At 72.4% G+C, this 19,093-nt stretch carries 21 protein-coding genes; 13 read left to right on the top strand and 8 right to left on the bottom strand.

Annotated features, from left to right (window positions below; genetic code table 11):
• Positions 1 to 254 precede the first annotated feature (254 nt).
• The 8 genes from ABD331_RS10750 to ABD331_RS10785 form a co-directional block, all read right to left on the bottom strand.
• The gene (locus tag ABD331_RS10750) at positions 255 to 1,244 is read right to left on the bottom strand and encodes an aliphatic sulfonate ABC transporter substrate-binding protein (RefSeq protein WP_344473199.1); all 990 of its coding nucleotides are present in this window, start codon (positions 1,242 to 1,244) and stop codon (positions 255 to 257) included.
• Positions 1,245 to 1,249: 5 nt separating this feature from the next.
• The gene (locus ABD331_RS10755) at positions 1,250 to 2,092 is read right to left on the bottom strand and encodes an ABC transporter ATP-binding protein (protein WP_344473200.1); all 843 of its coding nucleotides are present in this window, start codon (positions 2,090 to 2,092) and stop codon (positions 1,250 to 1,252) included.
• 83 nt (positions 2,093 to 2,175) lie between these two features.
• Positions 2,176 to 3,795: an FAD/NAD(P)-binding protein gene (locus tag ABD331_RS10760; protein ID WP_344473201.1), complete on the bottom strand. Its 1,620-nt coding sequence runs from the start codon at positions 3,793 to 3,795 to the stop codon at positions 2,176 to 2,178.
• A gap of 194 nt (positions 3,796 to 3,989) precedes the next feature.
• The gene (locus tag ABD331_RS10765; protein ID WP_344473202.1) at positions 3,990 to 5,306 is read right to left on the bottom strand and encodes a lanthionine synthetase LanC family protein; all 1,317 of its coding nucleotides are present in this window, start codon (positions 5,304 to 5,306) and stop codon (positions 3,990 to 3,992) included.
• An 82-nt stretch (positions 5,307 to 5,388) separates the two neighbouring features.
• On the bottom strand, positions 5,389 to 6,009 hold the full coding sequence (locus tag ABD331_RS10770; protein ID WP_344473205.1) for a VOC family protein: 621 nt from the start codon (positions 6,007 to 6,009) through the stop codon (positions 5,389 to 5,391).
• Positions 6,006 to 6,575, bottom strand: coding sequence for an alkylhydroperoxidase domain protein (locus tag ABD331_RS10775; protein ID WP_344473206.1), 570 nt, complete (start codon positions 6,573 to 6,575; stop codon positions 6,006 to 6,008). The genes ABD331_RS10770 and ABD331_RS10775 overlap by 4 nt, the downstream gene beginning before the upstream one ends.
• Positions 6,572 to 7,159 carry a CMD domain protein gene (locus ABD331_RS10780; RefSeq protein WP_344473207.1) on the bottom strand — a complete coding sequence of 196 codons (588 nt, stop codon included), beginning with the start codon at positions 7,157 to 7,159 and terminating at the stop codon, positions 6,572 to 6,574. Before ABD331_RS10780 ends, ABD331_RS10775 begins: the two co-directional genes overlap by 4 nt.
• Positions 7,156 to 8,148, bottom strand: a complete 993-nt coding sequence (locus ABD331_RS10785; protein WP_344473209.1) for a putative FMN-dependent luciferase-like monooxygenase — start codon at positions 8,146 to 8,148, stop codon at positions 7,156 to 7,158. Before ABD331_RS10785 ends, ABD331_RS10780 begins: the two co-directional genes overlap by 4 nt.
• A 187-nt stretch (positions 8,149 to 8,335) precedes the next feature.
• Here ABD331_RS10785 and ABD331_RS10790 point away from each other — a divergent pair, with 187 nt between their 5' ends.
• From ABD331_RS10790 to kdpA, 13 genes are all read left to right on the top strand, one after another.
• Complete coding sequence (locus ABD331_RS10790) at positions 8,336 to 9,196, top strand: ABC transporter permease (protein ID WP_344473211.1); 861 nt, start codon at positions 8,336 to 8,338, stop codon at positions 9,194 to 9,196.
• A 31-nt stretch (positions 9,197 to 9,227) separates the two neighbouring features.
• Entirely contained in the window at positions 9,228 to 10,262 is a 1,035-nt protein-coding gene (locus ABD331_RS10795) for a taurine ABC transporter substrate-binding protein (RefSeq protein WP_344473213.1), read from the top strand.
• Positions 10,246 to 11,025: an ABC transporter ATP-binding protein gene (locus tag ABD331_RS10800; RefSeq protein ID WP_344473216.1), complete on the top strand. Its 780-nt coding sequence runs from the start codon at positions 10,246 to 10,248 to the stop codon at positions 11,023 to 11,025. Before ABD331_RS10795 ends, ABD331_RS10800 begins: the two co-directional genes overlap by 17 nt.
• A gap of 28 nt (positions 11,026 to 11,053) precedes the next feature.
• Complete coding sequence (locus ABD331_RS10805; RefSeq protein WP_344473219.1) at positions 11,054 to 11,923, top strand: TauD/TfdA dioxygenase family protein; 870 nt, start codon at positions 11,054 to 11,056, stop codon at positions 11,921 to 11,923.
• A 152-nt stretch (positions 11,924 to 12,075) separates the two neighbouring features.
• Complete coding sequence (locus ABD331_RS10810) at positions 12,076 to 12,411, top strand: PadR family transcriptional regulator (protein WP_344473220.1); 336 nt, start codon at positions 12,076 to 12,078, stop codon at positions 12,409 to 12,411.
• Positions 12,408 to 13,235, top strand: a complete 828-nt coding sequence (locus ABD331_RS10815) for an ABC transporter ATP-binding protein (RefSeq protein WP_344473222.1) — start codon at positions 12,408 to 12,410, stop codon at positions 13,233 to 13,235. Before ABD331_RS10810 ends, ABD331_RS10815 begins: the two co-directional genes overlap by 4 nt.
• 11 nt (positions 13,236 to 13,246) lie before the next feature.
• Complete coding sequence (locus ABD331_RS10820) at positions 13,247 to 14,011, top strand: ABC transporter permease (RefSeq protein WP_344473223.1); 765 nt, start codon at positions 13,247 to 13,249, stop codon at positions 14,009 to 14,011.
• 10 nt (positions 14,012 to 14,021) lie between these two features.
• Positions 14,022 to 15,221 (top strand): cytochrome P450, encoded by a 1,200-nt coding sequence (locus tag ABD331_RS10825; protein ID WP_344473224.1) that lies wholly within the window; start codon positions 14,022 to 14,024, stop codon positions 15,219 to 15,221.
• A gap of 178 nt (positions 15,222 to 15,399) precedes the next feature.
• Positions 15,400 to 15,729, top strand: coding sequence for a hypothetical protein (locus ABD331_RS10830; RefSeq protein ID WP_344473225.1), 330 nt, complete (start codon positions 15,400 to 15,402; stop codon positions 15,727 to 15,729).
• Entirely contained in the window at positions 15,726 to 16,580 is an 855-nt protein-coding gene (locus ABD331_RS10835; RefSeq protein ID WP_344473226.1) for a hypothetical protein, read from the top strand. Before ABD331_RS10830 ends, ABD331_RS10835 begins: the two co-directional genes overlap by 4 nt.
• A 3-nt stretch (positions 16,581 to 16,583) precedes the next feature.
• On the top strand, positions 16,584 to 17,015 hold the full coding sequence (locus ABD331_RS10840; RefSeq protein WP_344473227.1) for a YbaB/EbfC family nucleoid-associated protein: 432 nt from the start codon (positions 16,584 to 16,586) through the stop codon (positions 17,013 to 17,015).
• Between the two features lie 325 nt (positions 17,016 to 17,340).
• The gene (kdpF, locus tag ABD331_RS10845; protein WP_148433700.1) at positions 17,341 to 17,430 is read left to right on the top strand and encodes a K(+)-transporting ATPase subunit F; all 90 of its coding nucleotides are present in this window, start codon (positions 17,341 to 17,343) and stop codon (positions 17,428 to 17,430) included.
• Positions 17,430 to 19,091, top strand: a complete 1,662-nt coding sequence (gene kdpA, locus ABD331_RS10850; RefSeq protein ID WP_344473233.1) for a potassium-transporting ATPase subunit KdpA — start codon at positions 17,430 to 17,432, stop codon at positions 19,089 to 19,091. The genes kdpF and kdpA overlap by 1 nt, the downstream gene beginning before the upstream one ends.
• The last annotated feature ends 2 nt before the right edge of the window (positions 19,092 to 19,093 follow it).

A 19,093-nucleotide genomic window follows, 5' to 3' on the forward strand; every position in this document is an offset into this window, starting at 1 on the left:
CGAATGCCCGCCCGTGTCCGGCCGTCCGGCGTCGCCTGGCCGCGTGGACGAACGCCCGCCGCCACCCGGCCGTCCGGCGTCGCCTGGCCGCGTAGACGAACGCCCGTCGGCGCCCGGCCGTCCGGCGTCATCTGAACGCATGGACGAACGCCCGCCGGTGCCCGGCCGCTCAGCATCGCCAAGCCGTTCGGCGTCACCCGGCCGCGAGGACCGGCGCCCGCTCGCACGTGACCGCCCGGGGTCGGCGTGTTCGGTCACGAAGACGCCTGTGCCTTCTCCGCGAAGCGGGGCTCGAACAGCGTGTCCAGCGCGGTACGCGCCTCCGCCTCCGACCGCACCTGGCTCTCCGCCACGAGGGTCGGCAGGATCCGCTCCAGCACGGCACGCTGCTCGGCCCCAGGTACCGGGCTGATCTTCGCCTCCGTCCGCTCCTTCAGCACCACCGAGGCGACCTCGGGCGTGAGCTTGGCCTCGGCGGCCAGCAGTTGCACGGCCTCGTCGGGGTTGGCGGCGACCCAGGCGCGGGCCCGCTCGTAGGCGTCGATCACCTTCTGTGCGAGGTCCGGGTGCTCGGTGAGGAAGGCCTCGCGGGCGTTGAGGAAGCCGTAGGAGTTGAACGCCGGGTTCCGGTAGACGAGCTTCGACCCGGCGTCCACCTCGCTCTGCGCCATCAACGGGTCGAGCCCGGCCCAGGCGTCGACGTCGCCGCGTTCGAGGGCGGTCCTGCCGTCGGCGTGCTGCAGGTTGACGACCTCGACGTCCGAGCCGCTGAGCCCCGCCTCCTTCAGCGCCTGGAGCAGGAAGAAGTACGGGTCGGTGCCCTTGGTCGCGGCGACCTTCCTGCCCTTGAGCTGCTTGACCTCGGTGACGGGCGAGCCCTTGGCGACGACGAGCGCCGTCCACTCGGGTCTGGTGTAGATGCCGACCGTCTTGATGGGGGTGCCGTTGGCGCGGGCCTGGAGTGCGGCGGCGCCGGCGGTGGAGCCGACGTCGATGGTCTCGGCGCGCAGGTTCTCGTTGGCCTTGTTGCTGCCCGCGGACAGGACCCAGGTGACCTTGGTGTCCTTGAGCTCGTCCTCCAGCCAGTGCTGTTTGCGGATGACCAGGCTGAGCGGGTTGTAGTAGGCGTAGTCGAGCCGCAACTGCCCTGGTGCGGGCGTGGCGGTGCCGCTTTCTCCCTGTACGCAGCCGGTGGCCAGGGTGGCGACCAGGGCGGTGGTGAGCAGGAGACGACGGCGGGTCATGTTGGTCACGGTGCTGCCTCTTGTGCGGGGACGGGCCTGGGTACGCCGAGTCGCTCCAGCAGGTCGGCGCGGAGCGCGGCGAGCTCGGGGTGGGCGCGGTCGCGCGGGCGGGGATGAGGCACGTCGAGCACGGTCACGACGGTCGCACCCGGCGACCTGCCACCAAGCGCGCCGTCGCCGAGCGGGTCGTCGCCGAGCGAGTCGCCGTGCGTGGTCGCGGCGTGCGGGTCGCCGAGCAGGACGACCCGGTTGGCGAGGTGCAGGGCCTCGTCCACGTCGTGCGTGACGAGCAGGACCGTGGTCCCGGCGCCGCGTTGCACGTCGGCCAGCAGGTCCTGCATGCGCAGCCGGGTGAGGGCGTCCAGCGCGGCGAACGGTTCGTCGAGCAGGAGCACGCCCGGTTCGCGGGCCAAGGCCCTGGCGAGCGCGGTGCGCTGGGCCATGCCGCCGGACACCTGCCGCGGCCGGTGCCCGTGGAAGCCCGCCAGCCCGACGACGTCGAGCCAGTGCCGGACGACGCGGTTCCCGTCGGCGCGGCCGGTGCCCTTGGGCAGGCCGAGCGCCACGTTCCCGGCGAGGTCGCGCCAGGGCAGCAGGCGCGGCTCCTGGAAGACGACGGCGCAGCGCTCGTCGATGCCGCGCACGGCGTGCCCGTCCACCAGCACCTCGCCGGTCGCCGGGGCTTCGAGCCCGGCCACCAGTCGCAGCAGGGTCGACTTCCCGCAGCCCGAGGGGCCCAGGATGGCCACGATCTCACCTGGCGGCACGTCCAGCTCGATGTCCCGGAGGACGACGTGCCCGTTGCCGTAGGTGTGGCCGAGGCCGCGCAGTCCCACCCCTGCCGCCATGCGCCCACCTTCTGAAAATCCTAATTTCCTACAGGGTGTGCATGATTTTGGCATGCCGGGTCCGGTTTGTGAAGAGTGCCGTGTCAGGCCGCCGCGTGCACCAGCGTCCCGGAGACCTGGGACAGCACGGCCCGCGCCACCGCCTCGGCCCTGCGCGGCAACCCCGGCGGGCCGTCGCCGCCCTCCACCAGTGAGCCCACGGCGAAGCGGCGGCCGTGGACGGCGCCGTCCCCGGTGACCAGCCGGCCGTCGGGGAGTCGCACGTCCAGCAGGCCCGCCAGCTCGCGGCACTCGCCCCTGGCGCGCAGGGACGCGATCAGCGGGTCGGCGTCGCCCGTGAGCCCGGAGCGGGGCCGCCGCGCCTCGATGAGCGTGCGCGCCCTCGTCACGCCGGGAACGGTGGGGCCGCTCGCCCGCCAGCCGTCCTCGTCCTGCTCGATGCGCGGCTCGGCGCCGATGAAGGTGACGACTCCCGCCCTGGCCAGGGCGTGCAGCTCGGCCTGACGGCTCAGGGACGGGCCGTCGGCCAGCAGCCCGGACAGCCCGTCGAACCACGGATCGCCCGCCATCCGCAGCCCCGCGTCCAGCAGCGCGTGGACCAGCGCCAGGTCGGGGCTGAAGCCGGGGTCGGCCCGCCGCTTCAGGTCGGCCGCGAGGTAGCCGTGCATCCACCGTTGCAGCCCGGTCAGGTCGCCGAAGCGCATGCCGCGCAGCGGGCGGTCGAGCCGGTCGAGATGGAGCCGGTCGGCGAAGCGCGGCACGGACTTGGTGATCAGGGCGCGCATCTCCTTGCCGCCCTGCTCCGCGCGGGCGAAGGCCTCCTCGAACGCCTCCCACGTCGTCCTCGTGCGGGACGGGTGCGCGGTGAACAGCTCCTGGTAGTAGACGTACGCCAGCTCCTTGGCCACCGCCTGCCGCGCGTCGGCCTCGTCAGGGAACCGCCGTGGCCGCGCCTCGCCGGTCAGGCGGTAGCCGGGACGGGCGTGGTGGGGGACGCCGCGTCGCGAGCCCACGTACAGGAGGGGCTCGTAACCGCCGGGCAGGTAGACCAGCTCGCCCTTGCGTCCCTCGGAGAAGCGGCCGCCGCGCCCGGTGGTGAGGGGGGCCAGCAGGTCGGTGAACACCCGCCCCGCGCCGCGCACCAGCACCGGCTCGCCCGGCGGCACGTCCTCCTGGGAGGATCCGCCGGGCAGGTAGAGCAGGCCGTGCCGGGCGGCGAAGTCGGCCTCCCCGTGCTCAGGGCGTCCGGGCGGGACGCGGGGGCGGTCCTGGGCCAGCACCACGGCGTCCGCCCTGAGGGTCTCGCCGCCCGCGAGCCGCACGAGCTGCCTGCCCGCCGACTCGGTGAGCCCGACCGCCCGATCCCGGTGCACCCGAACCCGCACGCCACCCCGCCCGTCACGCACTGTCCGCCCGCCGCCTTGCCCGTCGCGCGCCGTCCGCCCGCCATCAGGCTGGTCGCGCGCCGTCCGCCCGCCATCAGGCTGGTCGCGCGCCGTCCGCCCGCCATCAGGCTGGTCGCACGCCATCCACTCGTACGCGTGCTCAGCGTCCCCCCACGCGGGCCCCATCCCGGACGGGTCGGGGTCCACCACGTGGACCTCCACCGCCCGCTCCCCACCCGGCCGCGGGGCGTGGGCGCAGATCCGCTCCACCACGCACGCCCCCGCCACTCCCGCGCCGATCACCACGATCGCGCCCATTCGCGCGTCCTCCCTGCCTCGAGTCCGTGTCGTCGTCGTCACCACACCTGCGGCGGATCAACGACACCGGGAGCTGGCGACGCGGCCGAAGTCCACGTACGCGCGGGAGACCAGCGAGAGGCGAGGGCTCATGATCTTGACGCTACCCACCGCCGAGCATAAAGTCAACTTTCCCTACTGGATATACATGAATATCAGTGCGGCACCGGGATCGCGGGGAACGGGTTGTCGGGCAGGAGAAGGACCCGGCGCGCCCGATCGGGCTGCCCGGCCGCGTCCAGGTGCAGCAGCGCCGCCCCGATGCCCGCCGCGCCGACCATGTAGCCGGTGTCCGCGCTGACCTCGCCGGGCCGCACCCGCCGGTAGGCCTGGTACCAGCGGAAGCCGCGCCCGTCGTGATCGTCCGCCCTGGCCACCAGGTCGGCGGCGAGTACGCGGGCGAACTCCAGGCAGGAGGCCCGCCCCGTGACCGCCCACAGCCCCACGAACAGCTCCACCAGCCCCGCGGCGCCGCAACACTGGCAGGCCGAGTTCCAGTAGCCCGGCGTCCGGCGCGGCGGGGCGGAGCTGTCGACCACGCCGTGGGCCAGCCGCTCCACCCAGTCCAGGTCTTCGAGGTCGCCGGTCACCCGGTGCAGCTCGTAGAACATCCTGGCCACCCCTGCCGCGCCCGAGCAGAACCCGGCGTAGTGCAGTTCCCTGGACTGCGGCACGTGGTGCGGGACCAGAGCCCGGCCGTCGCCCGTCACGCTCACCTCGCGCACGAACGTGGCCCCGCTGCGGGCGGCGCGCAGGAAACGCTCCTCGCCGGTCACCCCGTACAGGCGGGCCAGCAGGAACGCGATCCCGGCCGAGCCGGCCAGGAAGCCGGGGGTGATCGCGTCGGAGGGCAGGCCGTCGAGGTCGCCGTGCCGCCGTCCGGGCACGGGCAGCCCGGCGATGCGCAGGCCGGCGGAGACGGCGGCCGACTCGTACGCGGGCTCGCCGAACCGGGCGGCGGCGCGCAGCAGGCCCAGCACGATGCCGCCGTCGGCGCGCTGGGCGGGGTCGAACGTCCAGCCGAAGCCGTCAGGGCGGGTGCGCCCGCTCGCCACGATCTGGTCGGCGATGGCCGCGGCCTCGGCGTCGAGCCGGCCGTCGCCGAGCACCCAGCCGGCCTCCATCAGCGCGATCATCGTGCCGGTCAGCCCGTGGTGCAGCGTCAGGTCGTCCTCGCGCCGCCAGGTGGCCGCCAGCCACTCGGCGCCGCGCCGCGCGTCGTCGAGGTAGGACTCCTGCCCGGTGGCGGCCGCCAGCTCAAGGAAGAACAGCACAATCCCGGCCGCTCCCGAGTACAGGGACCGGGGTCGTGGCCGCAGCGCCGGCCTGCCGTGCCGGTCCGGGTTGGCCCGCCAGTGCCTGCCGTGCTCGTCGTCCACGGCGGCGGACCTGATCCAGCGCGCGGTGGAGATGGCGGCCGTCATCGGAGAGTGGGCACGAGCGCTCAGGGGGCGGATCTCGTCCAAGCTCATGACCAGGACTCTGGCATATCCGCGGCCATATTTCCGGGTTTTCCGATGATTTTTGTAGGTTTTATGGCAGGGGTCATCACGCTCACCTCAAAGTCACGTGGCCGTGCGGGGTTCCGAGCACCGCGCGCAGCGCCGCCTCGGGCCCCCGCGAGACGTCCAGCCGGACGCCGAGCGCGGACAGGTCGCGGCGCAGCGCGTCCGGGTCGGGATGCACGGCGGAGAACGACGTCAGGCTGACGAGCGGCAGGTCAGCGGCGGCGGGATGCGGCGTGCCGCCCCAGTCGATGAGGAACGGCACCGGCCGCACGGCCGCCGGGTCGTCGCGCCGGGTCAGCCGCCACTCCAGCAGCTCGCCCGCTGGGGTGCGCCGGGACAGGGGCTGCGCGTCGCCCGGGTCGTAGCCCTGCTCGCGGGCCTGCCACACCGCCTTGTCCAGGTCCTGCGGGCGCACCGCCCAGGCGGCCAGCCTCGGCGCCGTCAGGCTTTCCAGCCCGAACGCCCTGGGCCGCGCCTCGGCTGCCGGATCAGGCCCGATGATCTCCAGGTAGGAGCCGGGGCCGAAGCGCACGAGGTGGTTCGCGGTGCCGCCCGGATGGCTGCCGCCGGGCACCGGGCGTACCCCCGTGCGCCGCGCGAACTCCTCGACCCCGGCGGCGAGGTCGGGCACCGCGTAGACCAGGTGGTCGAGCGGCGGCTCCGTCATGCGCCGCCCTCCTTGTCCGGTTCGCCGAGCGACAACATGAGGCGGTTGGCCCAGCTGAAGAACGCGGCGGCGTGCAGCGCGTCGCTGATCGCGAGGTCGTCGTACCCGGCCGCGCGCAGCGCCGTGATGTGCTCGGCGCCCAGCGCGGACGGCGTGGCGGCCAGCGCCACCGCGGCGTCCACGACCGCCCGCCACTTGCCGTCCTGCGGCGCGCTCACCCCCTCGTCGAGCAGCCGCCGCACGTCCGCGGGGCGCTTGGAGTAGTGGGCGGCGAAGCGCGCGTGCACCGAGGCGCAGAACACGCAGCCGTTGTGGCGGGAGGCGGCCGTGGCCGCCAGCTCCCGCTCCGCGCGCGGCAGCCCGCCGTCGATGTTGTAGAAGATGTCCTGGTCGGTCTTGGTGCGGGCGTGCAGGATCTCCGGGTCGCGGGCGAGCAGCCTGAAGTACGGCGACGCGGCGCGCGCCTTGTCCACCAGCGCCTCGTGGTGGGCGTCGGTCAGCTCGTCCTCGGTCAGCGGCTCCAGCCACGGCCGCCAGCCGAGCCGTTCCTGGGTGAAGCCGGTCATACGGTGAGTCCTTCCTGGTTGAGCAGGCGCAGGCCGGAGATCACCCGTACCTGGAAGCTGAGGAACGCGACGAGCTGCGACAGCGTGACCACGCCCGTGGCGCTCCAGCCCGCGCGGGCCAGGGCGTCCAGCGCGCTCCTGTCCGCCTCGCGGGGACGGAAGACGAGCAGGTGGGCGTGCTCGAAGGCGGCGGTGAGCCGCTCGCCGAGCGCGTCAGGGTCGCTCACCCGGTAACGCAGCCCCTCGTCGCTCTCCGGCGCCAGCACGCCCTCGTACACGCCGTAGGGCCCGGTGGTGGCGCCGGCCTCGATCTCGGTCTCGACCGCCTTGACCAGGCCGGGGGCCAGCTCCGCGAGGCGGTCGGCGTAGAAGCGGGCGACCGGGCCGTCGCGGTGCAGGCCGGTGACGAAGGCGGCCACCGCGTCGCGCTCGACGAGCGTCACCTCGCCCTCGTCGTCGGGGCTGAACAGCGCGTCGTAGCTGCGCTGAGCGTGCTCGCGGGCGTCGGGACGCCGGTCGCGCAGCCGGTCGAGGGAGGAGCCGGGCGTGATCCCGGCCAGGTGGTCGATGACGTCGGTGATCATTTCCTGCTCGATTCGGTGGAGGGTTGCCAGCCGAGCGCGGGCGCGACCTGCGTCGCCAGCAGCTCGATGGAGCGGAGGACGAGCGGGTGCGGCGGGTCCACCGAGTGCACCTGGAAGACCACGTCGGTCACCTGCTCCAGCGTGGGGTCGGCCAGCAGGCTCTCGACGACGTCCTGCGGCGTGCCCAGGTGCACGTCGAAGGCGGCGATCCGGCTGTCGAGGTCGCTGTGCGGCAGCTCGAACGGCAGCTTGCCGCGGCCGAGGCCGAGCTCGGCGTAGCGCAGCGCCTCCGCGCGGCTGTCGGCGACGAACGCGGTGCGCGAGGCCACGATCCGCGGCTCCGTCCCGGACGGCAGCGCCTCGCGGTAGGCCGCGACGATCGGGAGCTGCAGGTCCGCCAGGGTGGCCTGCGGATCGTCCGCCGGCCTCGGCTGGGTGCGGGAGAGCATCAGCCCGTGCCCCGCCCGGCCCGCGCGGGCGCCGCCCGCGACCGAGAACGTGGCCTCCCAGACGGCGTCGCGCAGCCGGGGCGCGGGCGGGTAGAGCCGGTTCCCGCCGCCCAGGTCCTCACCGGCCCAGGCGCGCCGCAGCACCCACAGGTGCTCGGCGTACAGGGCTGCGCGGTCGGCGGTGTCGTGCCCGAACGGCGCGAACGACGACGGCGTGCCGCCCCCGCCGACCCCCACCTCCAGCCGCCCGCCGGTGAGCAGGTCGAGCACGGCGGTGTCCTCGGCCACCCGCAGCGGCTGTTCGAGAGGCAGCGTGATGATGCCGGTGCCGAGCCTGATGCGGCTGGTCGTGGCCGCGATGTGGGCCAGGAACACCAGCGGCGCGGGCAGCCCGCCCTCCTCGCCGTCGAAGTGGTGCTGCGCCACCCACGCGGTGTCGAACCCGTGCGCCTCCGCGTGCCTGATCTGCTCGGCGGCCAGCCGGTAACGCTCGGCGGGCGGCCCGTCGTCCAGCACCCGGGTGAAGAATCCAAGTTTCATCGCACCCGCTCCACGGGTGTGCTCATGCCGGTGGTTCCGGTTTCCACGATGCGTCCTTTGCTCATGACGGAGACGGTGTGCGAGGTCCAGGCCACTATAACCTGCAAACCTAGTAGGAAATGTTGACTTTATCCGAAGGTCACCGTAGCTTCGTGCCCATGAGCCCCCCGACCAGGCCTCCGAGGCGGTGACCTCGCCCACCTCGACGGCCGTCCCCCCGACCGCCGTCCCCGAAGGCGGCCCGGCGCCCGCCACCCGGCGATGGCGCCCGGCGACCCGCAGGGTCGTGGTGCGCGCGCTCGCCGGCGTCGCGCTCCTCGGCCTGTGGCAGCTCGCCGCCGTCGCCGCGGCCAACCCCTCGTTCATCCCCTCCCCCGGCGCCGTGTGGGAGCAGCTCCTGCGGCTGTCCACCACGCACGACGGCATCCGCGGCTACAGCGGCAGCCTGCTCCTGGAGCACCTCGGCATCAGCCTGCGGCGCATCCTCATCGGATCCGCGATCGGCGTCGCCGGCGGGCTCGTCGCAGGCGTCGTGCTCGGCACCGTGCCGTGGATCCGCGTGGTGGCCGAGCCGGTGGTGACGTTCGTGCGGGCGCTGCCGCCGCTGGCGTACTTCAGCCTGCTGATCATCTGGTTCGGCATCGACGAGACGCCCAAGCTGTGGCTGCTGGCGATCGCGGCGCTGCCGCCGGTCGCGGTGGCCACCGCCGCCGCCGTGCACGGCGCGCCGACCGACCTGGTCGAGGCGGCCAGGGCGCTGGGCGCCTCACGGCGCGACGTCATCCGCGACGTGGTGCTCCCGCACGCGCTGCCGGAGATCTTCACCGGCGTCCGCCTGGCCGTGGGCATCGCGTACTCCTCCGTGGTCGCCGCCGAGACGGTCAACGGCGTGCCCGGCATCGGCGGCATGGTCAGGGACGCCCAGCGTTACCTGCAGACCGACGTCGTCGCGCTGGGGCTGCTGGCCATCGGCCTGTCAGGCCTGCTCATCGACGGGCTGCTGCGGGTCGCGGAGAAACGGCTCATCCCCTGGCGGGGCCGCTCGTGACCCGCCGCACGTCCCCCATGAGGAAGCCGCCATGCGTCTGAGACTCCTGCTGTCGTTCGTGCTGATCGCGGCCCTGGCCGCCTGCGGTGACGGCACCGCGTCCGGGGGAGGCGGTGACGGCGCGGCGGCCAACCGCATCCGCCTGGCCTACCAGGCCTTCCCCAGCGGCGACCTGATCGTCAAGAACAAGAGGTGGCTGGAGGAGGCGCTGCCCGGCTACCAGATCCAGTGGACGAAGTTCGACTCGGGCGCCAGCATCAACACCGCCTTCGTGGCCGGCAGCGTGGACATCGCCGCCATCGGCTCCAGTCCCGTGGCGCGCGGGTTGTCGGCCCCGCTGAACATCCCGTACCAGGTGGCGTTCGTGCTGGACGTGGCCGGCGACAACGAGGCGCTGGTCGCCAAGAACAACAGCGGCGTGACGAGCATCAATGACCTGCGCGGCAAGAAGGTCGCCACGTCGTTCGCCTCGACCGCGCACTACAGCCTGCTGGCCGCGCTCGACAAGGAGGGGGTGCGCGAGTCGGAGCTGACCATCGTGGACCTCGAACCGCAGGACATCCTCGCCTCCTGGACGCGCGGCGACATCGACGCCGCCTACACCTGGCTGCCCACGCTCAACGAGCTGAAGAAGGACGGCAAGGTGCTGATCGCCAGCCGGGAGCTGGCCACGGCCGGCAAGCCCACGCTGGACCTCGGGGTGGTGTCCACGGCGTTCGTCAAGGCGCACCCGGAGGCGGTGGACGCCTGGCGCAAGGCCGAGGCGAGGGCCCTGCAGCTCATCGCGGACAACCGCGCCGAGGCCGCCGCGGCCGTCGCCGCCGAGCTGAACCTGACCAAGCAGGACGCCGAGGACCAGCTCGCCCAGGGCGTCTTCCTCAAGCCCGCCGACCTGGCCTCCCCCGAATGGCTCGGCACGCCGGAGCAGCCCGGCGCGCTGGCCGAGAACCTCGTCAGCGCGGCCCAGTTCCTCAAGGACCTGCAAAAGATCGAGGCCGTGCCCGACCTGGCGACCGTGCGCAACGCCATCTACACCAAGGGCCTGCCCGATGTCCTCTCCCCCTGAGCCCGCCGTGCGCGTCAAGGAGGTCGTTCACGTGTACGGGAGCGGCCCCGACCTGGTGACCGCGCTCGGCCCGATCTCCCTGGACGTGCCGCGCGGCTCGTTCCTGGTGATCGTCGGCGCGTCCGGCTGCGGCAAGAGCACGCTGCTGCGCCTGATCGCCGGCTTCGAGCAGCCCACCGCGGGCGTCGTCAGCACCGCCGGAGCGCGGCCCGTTCCCGGCACCGGCGCGGGGATCGTGTTCCAGCAGCCGCGGCTGTTCCCCTGGAAGAGCGTGGGCGGCAACGTCGGGCTGGCGCTGCGCTACGCCGGCGTCCCCCGCGAGGAGCGTGCCCGCCGGGTGCCGGAGCTCCTGCAGCGGGTCGGCCTGCACGACGTGGCCCACCGCCGGACCTGGCAGCTCTCCGGCGGCCAGCAGCAGCGCGTGGCCATCGCCAGGGCGCTGGCGGGCGATGACCCGCTGCTGCTGCTCGACGAGCCGTTCGCGGCCCTGGACGCGCTCACCCGCGAGCGGCTGCAGGAGGACCTGCGCCGGGTCAGCGAGCAGACCGGCCGCACCTCGGTGTTCGTCACCCACAGCGTCGAGGAGGCGGTCTTCCTCGGCAGCCGCGTCGTCGTGCTCACCAGCAGGCCCGGCCAGATCGCCCTCGACCTCGACATCCCCCTGCCCCGCACCGGCCTGGAGCCCGACGAGCTGCGCGCCCTGCCCGAGTACGCGGCCCTGCGTGCCACCGTCAGCCACGCCGTCCGCGAAGCCGCCGGTTGAACCACCACAGGACAGAACAGGAGCCCACATGTCCACACCTCTGGCCGCCAAGCTCACCCTGCAGCCGCTCGGACCGCACTTCGGCGCCCGGGTGGAGGGGCTCGACCTGGCGACGGCCGGCGACGAGGAACTGGCCGCGGTGCGCGCCGCCCTCGTCGAGCGCAAGGTGCTCTTCTTCTCCGGGCAGACGCTCGACGAGGACGGCCAGGTCGCCCTGGGGCGCCGCCTCGGCGAGCTGACCGCCTCCCACCCGGTCGTCGGCGGCGTGGACGACGCGCACCCGGAGATCTACGCGCTCGACAGCGCCGACAACGGCTTCGCCGACGTCTGGCACACCGACGTCACGTTCATGCCCCGCCCGCCGCTCGGCTCGATCCTGCGCGCCGTCGTCCTGCCGCCCACCGGCGGGGACACGAGCTGGGCCGACAGCCAGCTCGCCTACGACTCGCTGTCGGCGCCGGTGCGCGAGCTGGCCGACCAGCTCACCGCGGTGCACGACGGCAACCGCGAGTTCGGGTATTACCTGGCGCAGCGGCGCGGCGGTCAGGGCAGCCTCTGGGACGGCGAGATCGTCACCCGGCTGGACCCCGTGGAGCATCCCGTCGTCCGCGTCCATCCGGAGACCGGGCGCAAGGGCCTGTTCGTCAACCCCGGCTTCACCTCGCACCTCGTGGGCGTCTCGGACGCCGAGAGCCGCCATCTCCTCGACCTGTTCTACGCCCACCTGACCAAGCCCGAGCACATCGTCCGCCACCGCTGGAGCCTCGGCGACGTCGCCATGTGGGACAACCGGAGCACCTCCCACTACGCCAACCGCGACTACGGCGCCGCCCACCGGGTCATGCACCGCATCACGCTGCGCGGCGACCGCCCCTTCGGCCCGCCGTCCCGCCACTGAGCCCACCGCTGAAGAAGGCGGCCCGTCCATCGGACGGGCCGTTTTTTCATGCGGGCACGCCGCCCTGCTATTCGGTGTTGCTAGGTACTGGTAGTCAGTGCTACTTTGTACCAGTAGTCAGTGCCACCGAATAGTAGAAGTGGAGGTGCCTCATGGGCAAGCTCGCGACCGAGATGCTCAAGGGCACGCTGGAGGGCATCGTCCTGGCGATCCTGTCCGGCAGGCCCGCCTACGGCTACGAGATCACCGCGTGGCTGCGCGGCCAGGGCTTCTCCGACATCGCCGAAGGCACCGTCTACGCGCTGCTGGTCAGGGTCGAGCAGCGCGGCCTGGTCGACGCGGAGCGGACGCCCTCGGAGAAGGGCCCGCCGCGCAAGGTCTACAGCCTCAACGCCCGGGGCCGGGAATACCTCCAGGAGTTCTGGCAGACCTGGAGCTTCCTGGCCCAGCGGCTCGAACGGCTCCGCACCCAGGGAGCCTCGGCATGACCTCGCCGGCCTTCTCCCCCGCCACGACCACCCCCTCCGACGACAGACGACAGGAGCCCCACATGCCCACCCACGCTCCGGCGATCCAGGTGCACGGCCTGGAGAAGTCCTACAAGGACCTGCACGTGCTGCGCGGCGTGAACTTCGAGGTGACGCGCGGCAGCATCTTCGCGCTGCTCGGCTCGAACGGCGCCGGCAAGACCACCGCCGTGAAGATCCTGTCCACGCTGCTCAGGGCCGACGCGGGCACCGCCCGCGTCAACGGCTTCGACGTGGCCACCCAGGCCGCGGACGTCCGCGAGTCGATCAGCCTGACCGGCCAGTTCGCCGCCGTGGACGAGATCCTCAGCGGCCGGGAGAACCTGATCCTGGTCGCCCGGCTGCGCCACCTGAAGAACCCCGGCCAGGTCGCCGACGACCTGCTGGCCCGGTTCTCCCTCACCGACGCCGGCGGGCGCAAGGTGGCCACCTACTCCGGCGGCATGCGCCGCCGCCTCGACATCGCGATGAGCCTGATCGGCGACCCGCCCGTCATCTTCCTCGACGAACCCACCACCGGCCTCGACCCGCAGGCCCGCATCGAGGTCTGGCAGGCCGTCAAGGAGCTGGCCGAGGGCGGCACCACAGTGCTGCTCACCACCCAGTACCTGGACGAGGCCGAGCAGCTCGCCGACCGCATCGCGATCCTGCACGAGGGCCGCATCATCGTCAACGGCACCCTGGACGAGCTGAAGCGACTGCTGCCGCCCGCCAAGGTCGAATACATCGAGAAGCAGCCGACCCTGGAGGACGTCTTCCTCTCCCTCGTCGGCACGAAAGCCTGAGGACCCCCACCATGAGCAAGCACTTCTTCGGCGACACGTCCGTCCTGCTGGGACGCTCCCTGCGCCACATCACCCGCAGCCCCGACACCATCATCACCACCGCGATCATGCCGATCGCCATGATGCTGATGTTCGTCTACGTGTTCGGCGGCGCGATCAGCACGGGCTCCGGCACCTCGTACGTGAACTACATGCTGCCCGGCATCCTGCTGATCACCGTCGCCTCGGGCATCGCCTACACCGCCTACCGGCTGTTCACGGACATGCAGGGCGGCATCTTCGAACGCTTCCAGTCCATGCCGACCGCCCGCTCGTCGGTGCTGTGGGCCCACGTGCTGACCTCGCTGGTCGCCAACCTCGTCTCGCTCGTGGTCGTCATGCTGGTCGCGCTGCTGATGGGCTTCCGCTCCAGCGCCGGCGTGCTGGCCTGGCTGTCGGTGGGCGGCATCCTGGTGCTGTTCACCCTGGCGCTGACCTGGATCGCCATCATCCCCGGCCTGACGGCCAAGACCATGGAGGGCGCGAGCGCGTTCTCGTACCCGCTCATCTTCCTGCCCTTCCTCAGCTCGGCCTTCGTGCCGACCGCCACCATGCCCGGCCCGCTGCGCCTGTTCGCCGAGAACCAGCCGGTGACCTCCATCGTCAACGCCATCCGCGCCCTGTTCGCCGGGCAGCCGGTCGGCAACGACATCTGGATCGCGCTGGCCTGGTGCGTCGGCATCCTCGTCGTCGCCTACGGCTTCGCCATGACCACCTACCGCCGCAAGATCTCCTGAAGGAGCCCCCATGACCCACACCCTCCCCTCGATGCCCACCAGCCGTCAGCCCGGCTGCCCCTTCGACCCGCCCAAGGAGCTGGTCGAGGCCCGCGAGCAGAGCCCGATCAGCCGCTTCACCTTCCCCGACGGCCACCAGGGCTGGCTGGTCACCGGCTACGAGCTGACCCGCGCCGTCCTCGCCGACCCGCGCTTCAGCTCCCGCAAGGAGCTCATGAAGCACCACCCGACCATCGACTACGGCGACGTCGAGGTGCCCCCGGCCCCGCCCGGCGAGTTCCTGCTGATGGACGAGCCGCAGCACGGCCGCTACCGCAAGCCGCTGGTCGGTAAGTTCACCGTCCGCCGGATGCGGCTGCTCACCGAGCGGGTCGAGCAGATCACCGCCGAGCACCTGGACGCGATGGCCAAGGCCGGCCCGGGCGCCGACCTGGTCACCGCGTTCGCCAAGCCCATCCCCGCCGTCGTCATCTGCGAGCTGCTCGGCGTGCCGTACGAGGACCGGGGCCGTTTCCAGGACAACATCGACAAATTCCTCGGCGGTGAGGTGAGCGACGAGGAGCTGTTCGCCGCCTACCTCGCCACCCAGGAGTACCTCGCGGAGCTGGTCGCGGCCAAGCGCGCCAACCCCACCGACGACGTGCTCAGCGACCTGCTCGACAGCGACCTCACCGACGAGGAGCTGAAGGGCATGGCCCTGATCCTGCTCTCCGCCGGGTTCGACACGACCGCCAACATGATCGCCCTGGGGACGTTCGCGCTGCTGCAGAACCCGGAGCAGCTCGCCGCGCTGCGCGCCGACCCCGCCCTCGCCGAGCAGGCCGTCGAGGAGCTGCTGCGCTACCTGTCGGTCGCCAAGCAGTTCTTCCGGGTCGCGCTGGAGGACGTGGAGCTGGGCGGCCACACCATCGCGGCGGGCACCACGGTCATCCTGTCGCTCAGCACCGCCAACCGCGACCCCGACCGCTACACCGACCCGCACGTCCTCGACATCCACCGGCAGGAAGGCGGCCACCTGGCCTTCAGCCACGGCATCCACCAGTGCCTGGGCCAGCAGCTCGCCCGCGTCGAGCTGCGCGTGGCGCTGCCCGCCCTGCTCAGCCGGTTCCCCACGCTCCGCCTCGCCGTCCCTGCCGGCCAGGTGCCCCTGCGCCCTGAGGCCGCCGACATCTACGGGGTCAAGAGCCTGCTCGTCACCTGGGAGGACTGACGTCACGACAGACGGGACGCCCGGACACGCCGGGCGCCGGGCCGGGGCGACGGCCCTGCCCGGCGTCAAGATCGCGAAGGGGCGCGCAGGGTTCGCGTAGAGGTCACGTCAGGGCGTCCCCACCAGGGACGATCACCCTCGAAGCTGGAAAAATCAGCACTCGACCCGAAAGCGAACCATGCCCACCAACCCACTTCCACCGGCGCCCGCCGGATCGACCGAGATCGAGATCGACCGGGGCCGGATCAGCCGGCTCGCCGCCCTGTTCCCCGCCGCCGCCCGGCCGCTCGACGGGGTGGTGCCCGGCCTGACGGGGCTCGCCGTGGCGGAGGCCGCGTTCACCTCGTTCACCTACTCCCTGGCGCTGGCCTACAACGAGGTCGAGACGTTCACCATCGCCGAAGCCCGCCGCCTGGGCGACGACGCCGAGCGCATCCGCGACACCGTGACGCTGTCCGCCGCCGCCTGGCGGCACGCCGAGGACGCCGGCACGCCGAGGATCGGATGAACCTCGCGCACCTGGGGCAGCGCAGCCTGCTGCTGGGCACCGGCGCGGCGGTCACGCTGTCGGCGCTGGGCGTGCCCGCCGCGTGGCCGTTCGCCGGGAAGATGTACGTCCACCAGTACACCCCGCAGGCGTTCTTCGACGCCGCCGACGCCTGGCTGGACGTGCACGACCGCGCCTCGGACACCCGGCGGAACCTCAGGGACCTCACCGGCGGGGTCGCCGCGAGCGGCTGGCGCAGCGAGGACGGCCGGGCCTTCGAACGGCGCGTGGACGCCTACCTGGCCGACCTGCGCGGCATCGAGCTGCGTGCCGTGGTCACCGCCCTCGTCCTCCACACGGCGGGGGCGGCGCTGGCCGCGTTCGTCCTGTTCCAGTTCCTGGTCGCGGCGGCGCTGGCGGCGGTGGCGGCGTGGGTGCTGGCCGCGGCCGTCACCCCGGTCAGCCTGACGGCCGCCAGAACCGCGGCCACCCAGTGCCTGACCAGGCTCTTCTCCGTCTACCGGACGACGGAGAAGCTGCTCGACCAGCTCCTGCACGGCTGCGCCGCCGCGCTGACCGCCGCCGTCGCCGTGCGGGTGGGGCGCGAGGCGCTGCGCGGCGACGACACGGCGCTGACGGACCTGGCCTCCGCCACCATGGCGCAGGGCCCGCTGCTGGTCTGGGGCACCGCCAACCGCGTCGAACGCGACCTGACCGCCCACGCCCTCGCCCTCCCCCTCGCCGGAACGGGGCTGCCGCAGGTCGCGGGCGCCAAGGCGGCGTACGACGTCGGCGCCGGCAGCCAGGCGATCACCGGCCGCCACCTGCCTGAGCAGGGCGCCGACGGCTCCTACGCGTTCCCCTGGGAGTAGTGCGTGAAGGACTTCGAGCAGGCGCTCGGCATCGACCCCGAACGCCTCGCGGCCGACGCCGACCGCTTCTTCGCGCGGCTCGACGACCTGCCCGGCGACGCCGTCACCGTGCGGGCCGAGTCCGCGGACGGCTGGGTGAGCGTCTTGTACGACAGCGCGGCGGGCGTTCGTGACCTGCGGCTCAACCCCCGGGCCATGCGCATGGACTCGGATCGGCTGGCCGGGACCATCCTCGACGTGCTCCGCCAGGCCAGGGAGCAGGCCGAGGCCGGTGAGCGCAGGCGCGCCGAGGAGCGCCTCGGCGCGGGCAACGCGCTCTTCGGCGAACGGCGGTTCATCGGCGAGCGGCTCCGCGACGCCACCGGCCCGCTCCAGGACAACCTGGAGCGGGCGAACGCGACGATCGACCGGCTCCGCAACCTGCTACGCCCCTGATCAGCCCCCGGTGAGCAGCGCCACCACGATCAGCGTCCAGCCACCACCGCAAGCACCACCACGGCGCAACCGGTGCCGGACGACCGTACGAACAGGCCCGCGCGTACGAACCGCGTCAATATTCGGGCCCCCGCCGTATGGAACCCGTCAAGAAAGACCAAACCGCCCAAAACACAGGATTTGCTGGCGTTAAGCGCCGTCCGGACAGGGCGGCGCGCACATCCTGTCCAGATTGAGGAGTGGGGATGACCGACGTCATCTTCGTCGCCCTGACGATCGCGATCTTCGTGATCCTCGGGCTGGTCGTCAAGGCGGTGGAACGGCTGTGAGTGCCGTCAACGCCGTGGGTCTCGTCGTGGTCGTCGGCCTGGTGATCTTCGTGGTCGCGGCCCTGCTGTTCCCGGAGCGCTTCTGATGTCATCGACCATGGCGGGGATCCTGTTCATCGGGTCCCTGCTGCTCGCCCTGGCCCTGTGTTACAAGCCACTGGGCGACTACATGTACCGCGTCTACACCGGAACCAGGCACCTGCGCGTCGAGCGCGTCGTCTACCGGCTGCTCGGCGTCCAGCCGGACAGCGAGCAGCGGTGGGGCGTCTACGCGCGCGGCGTGCTGGCGTTCTCGGTGCTGTCGATCCTGTTCCTGTACGGGTTGCAGCGGCTGCAGAACCACCTGTTCCTGTCCCTCGGGATGGACGCGGTGGAGCCGTCGCTGGCCTGGAACACCGCGGTCAGCTTCGTCACCAACACCAACTGGCAGGCTTACTCGGGCGAGTCCACGATGGGCCACGTGGTGCAGACCGCGGGCCTGGCGGTGCAGAACTTCGTCTCCGCCGCGGTCGGCATGGCGGTCGCCGTCGCCCTGGTGCGCGGCTTCGCCCGCTCGAAGACCGACACGCTCGGCAACTTCTGGGTGGACCTGGTCCGCGGCACGATCCGCATCCTGCTGCCGATCGCGTTCGTGGCGGCGCTGCTGCTGGTGGCGGGCGGCGCGATCCAGACGTTCGCCGACCACAGCACGTGGACGACGCTGACCGGCGGCGAGCAGACCTTCACCCCGGCCGCGGCAGCCTCGCAGGAGGCCATCAAGGACCTGGGCACGAACGGCGGCGGCATCTTCAACGCCAACTCGGCCCACCCGTTCGAGAACCCCACGGCGTGGACGAACTGGCTGACGATCCTCCTGCTGACGCTGATCGCGTCGTGCCTGCCGCGCACGTTCGGCCGCATGGTCGGCGACAACCGGCAGGGCTACGCGATCATCAGCGTGATGGCGATCATCGCGATCGTCAGCGTCGGCGTCACCCAGTGGGCCGAGCTGAGCGCGAGCGGCACCGTGCCGCAGGCGATCGGCCAGGCCCTCGAAGGCCGCGAGACCCGCTTCGGCGTCTCGAACTCCGGCCTGTTCGCCACCGCCACCACCCTCACCAGCACCGGAGCGGTGAACTCCTTCCACGACTCCTACACCGCGATCGGCGGCGGCATGCTGATCTTCAACATGCTGCTCGGCGAGGTCGCCCCCGGCGGCGTCGGCGCGGGCCTGTACGGCATGCTCATCCTGGCCGTCATCACGGTCTTCGTCGCGGGCCTGATGGTCGGCCGCACCCCGGAGTACCTCGGCAAGAAGATCGGCGCCCGCGAGATCAAGCTCGCGTCCCTCTACTTCCTGGTCACCCCCACGCTGGTGCTGCTCGGCACGGCGGTCGCGATGGCCACCGAGACCGGCCGCGCCGCGATGCTGAACAGCGGCCCCCACGGCCTGTCGGAGATCCTCTACGCCTACACCTCCGCCTCCAACAACAACGGCTCCGCCTTCGCGGGCGTGAGCGTCAACACCACGTTCCACAACACCACGCTCGGCCTGTGCATGGCCCTCGGCCGGTTCCTGCCGATCGTGCTGGTGCTCGCCCTGGCCGGGTCGCTGGCCCGGCAGGCGCCGGTGCCCGCCTCCGCCGGCACGCTCCCGACGTACCGGCCGCAGTTCGTCGGCCTGGTCGTCGGCGTGACGATCATCCTGGTCGCCCTGACGTTCCTGCCCGCCCTCGCGCTCGGCCCGCTCGCAGAAGGACTGCTGTAGAC

The sequence above is a fragment of the Nonomuraea monospora genome, from assembly GCF_039531895.1.
Lineage (GTDB): Bacteria > Actinomycetota > Actinomycetes > Streptosporangiales > Streptosporangiaceae > Nonomuraea > Nonomuraea monospora.